Source organism: Chamaesiphon sp. VAR_69_metabat_338 (assembly GCF_031423935.1).
Classification (GTDB): Bacteria; Cyanobacteriota; Cyanobacteriia; order Cyanobacteriales; family Chamaesiphonaceae; genus Chamaesiphon.
In genome coordinates this window covers 1-2,610 of the sequence record NZ_JANPGM010000662.1, presented here as the reverse complement: position 1 = coordinate 2,610, position 2,610 = coordinate 1, and the positions used below count along the sequence as shown (strand labels likewise).

General features: G+C 46.8%; 2 protein-coding genes. Both read right to left on the bottom strand.

Features of this window, described 5'->3' with window-relative positions; genetic code table 11:
- Window positions 1-199: 199 nt before the first annotated feature.
- Window positions 200-565 carry a DUF565 domain-containing protein gene (locus tag RMO84_RS18320; RefSeq protein WP_310489875.1) on the bottom strand — a complete coding sequence of 122 codons (366 nt, stop codon included), beginning with the start codon at window positions 563-565 and terminating at the stop codon, window positions 200-202.
- Window positions 566-763: 198 nt separating this feature from the next.
- A complete protein-coding gene (locus RMO84_RS18315) occupies window positions 764-2,491 on the bottom strand; it encodes a DUF3685 domain-containing protein (RefSeq protein WP_310489874.1) in 1,728 nt (575 codons plus the stop codon).
- Window positions 2,492-2,610: the final 119 nt, after the last annotated feature.

Here is a 2,610-nt window from a genome sequence, read left to right as displayed (position 1 = left end):
CCGGCTAAATGTGCCTCTCGATATGGTGCGCGTTTATTAACGACATCTTCACAATAACTACCCCACAGCACGTATTTGGTCATGATTCTCTGCTCGATATTGAGGTTTATTATACTACCCTCTACCCCTGACTTTCACAGGAAGTCGTAGGGTGTGTTACCTCGCAAGCGTAACGCACCAAAGATTAGTGCGATCGCCATTAACTCCCCAATTTAAAGGCTTCGACAAATAAGCCGTAAACCAGTCCGAGTTTGAGACTATTTAAGATCGCCACGACAATCGGGCGTTGACCCAGGAAGGCATTATTTTCGCCTAACTTGCGCCGACCCATCGTACTTCCATACGTCAGCCACGAAATCGCCTCGACGATCGCTAAAATAATCGCGGCAATAAACACATCTAGATCGGTTCTTTGGCCGGTGGATGTGGCGATCGCGGAAGCCAAAAAATTGCCAAATAGCAAACTAATCGCCAAGAGCGACAATCGTCGCCAGGGATTTTCCACCCACTGGGTGAACTGTTGAAAAAGGCGATCGATGAATGTATTTAGCCTGGTATTTTGCATGATAGTTAATTAGAAATTAGATCTAAGTAGGCAGGTGGAATTAAATGTGAGATCCAGCCCTTTGCCCTCACCCCCATTCAGGGGAGCCGATCTTAGCCCCCTTCTCCCAGTATTGGGAGAAGGGGGTTGGGGGATGAGAGCGATTTCGTCATTGTCAGTTTAATTACGCCTACACTTAAGTATTAACTTTTGAAATCGTTACCGCCGACTGCGATTGCTTTCTTGCCAAATATTACCCACTCCTTTAATAATGCCCCGACCGATTAACCCAATTCCTCGCCCGATCACCTCTGTTAATAAATAGACAATACTACTACCGAAAAAGGTCGTAGCCGATCGCAATCGTGGTAACAGGGCGTCGCGAAGTTCGAGGGTCAGCGTGACTGCAAAAGGTAGTCCCGATAGTGTGGCTAATTCTTGCGGACGTGGTGCATAAATGGCAATGCGATCGATCCCATAAGTTGTGAAGACAAATAAGCGATATTGACTCTCAAAAATTGCTTGCGGCTCGCCAACATAGCGTTCGAGCCGATATCGCCACGATAGATCGTTCCGAAATCGTTCGATCTCGCGACTAGAGAGTAAGCGACGATCGTAAAAGTTAGCTTTGAGCGATTCTAAATTGCCAAAGCGATTGAGTACGGGTTGCATGACAGCATTAGCCATCTGGATCGTCAGGTTTTCTAACAGGGCGCAAGCACGTTCTTCGGCGGCGATACTACCAGCGGAAAAACTAGCATTATCGATCGTCAGTGGCAATTTAAATAGCAGGTAATTAAATAACTCGATCGATTGTGGAATTTTGGCAAGAATTTCAGTTTCAACGATCGCGACATCTCGCAGCAGTGTGGGGATAATTTCCACTTCTCGATTGTCAATCGATTCGGTGTAATATCGACCCAAAAAGTCGGTCGTCACGGCCGCCCACAAATCTTGCAAAATTGTGGATTGTTTGCTTGATAACTGGTCGATCGTTACTTGGGAAAAGCGTAATTCTTCTAGTAATCCTTCAAATTTGCGTAAGATGAGATAAAACAACTCCCGCTTCTTTTCTAGTCGGAGGATATCAATTTCCAGTGGCGTGGTAGTGAGATTTTCCAGACTAGATTGCAACTTGGCTGCGATGCGATCGAAGAGAGTTTGGGCAACCAAATTCGCATGCTCTGCGGTAGTTAATTGATCGACTGGAACAGATGTCAGCGGTAGGTCGATCGAGGTAATTTGTGGTGCTATTGGCGAAGATGCGGCGGGCAAAAGCCGTTTAATTACCCACCGTGCGGTATTCAGTTCGCGGCGACGTCCGGTGAGAATTAAGCGATCGAATGTCGATAACTCACCCTGAAGTTGGGTTTCTAATTCGGTTAAAGTGCGTTCGATTTGCTGGAGGCTAGACAATCGCAACCGATCGAGTAAGCTGACTTCAGGATTAGTCGATCGCGGATTGGTGCCGACAGCAACAAATTGTAAAATTTCTGGCGACCAATTAGTTTCTCCAGCAGCAACTTGCCGGATCGCGGCCACTAAATCGAGCACAGAACTCCCTCTCAAACAACAGCCTTCAATTCCTAATTGAAATACTGTCGCGATCGCTGGATGTTGGGGGGCAATTAGTACCAAAATCGGCAAGTTTTTAGCACTAGCTTTAACTTGCTGGCAGAATGCCAAACTCGATTGGATTGGTGTAATTTGAGCATCGATCGCTGGTAATCCGAGCAAAATCAGATCGATCTCTACCGTCCCTGCTGTCAGGGTTTGCCATGCTATAGCAGGATCGTCGGCTGCCGCAGCTACTTGTAAATCGGCAAACCGATTCAAACAGGTAATTAACCCCGATTGAATCGCCGGATCGGCTTCGATCGAGAGAATCTGAATCGAGCGATGCTCTAGGTGAGAAGTTGTGCCCACGATGATTGAAGATTCTGCCATCGCTTCACCGATCGGAATATGTTTGAAATTATCACATATCGAGACCATTCATCCACGAGCGGGGAGTGGGGGAATTGGAACGCAGCTTCTCGATCGACTACCCACTATTCACTATTCAC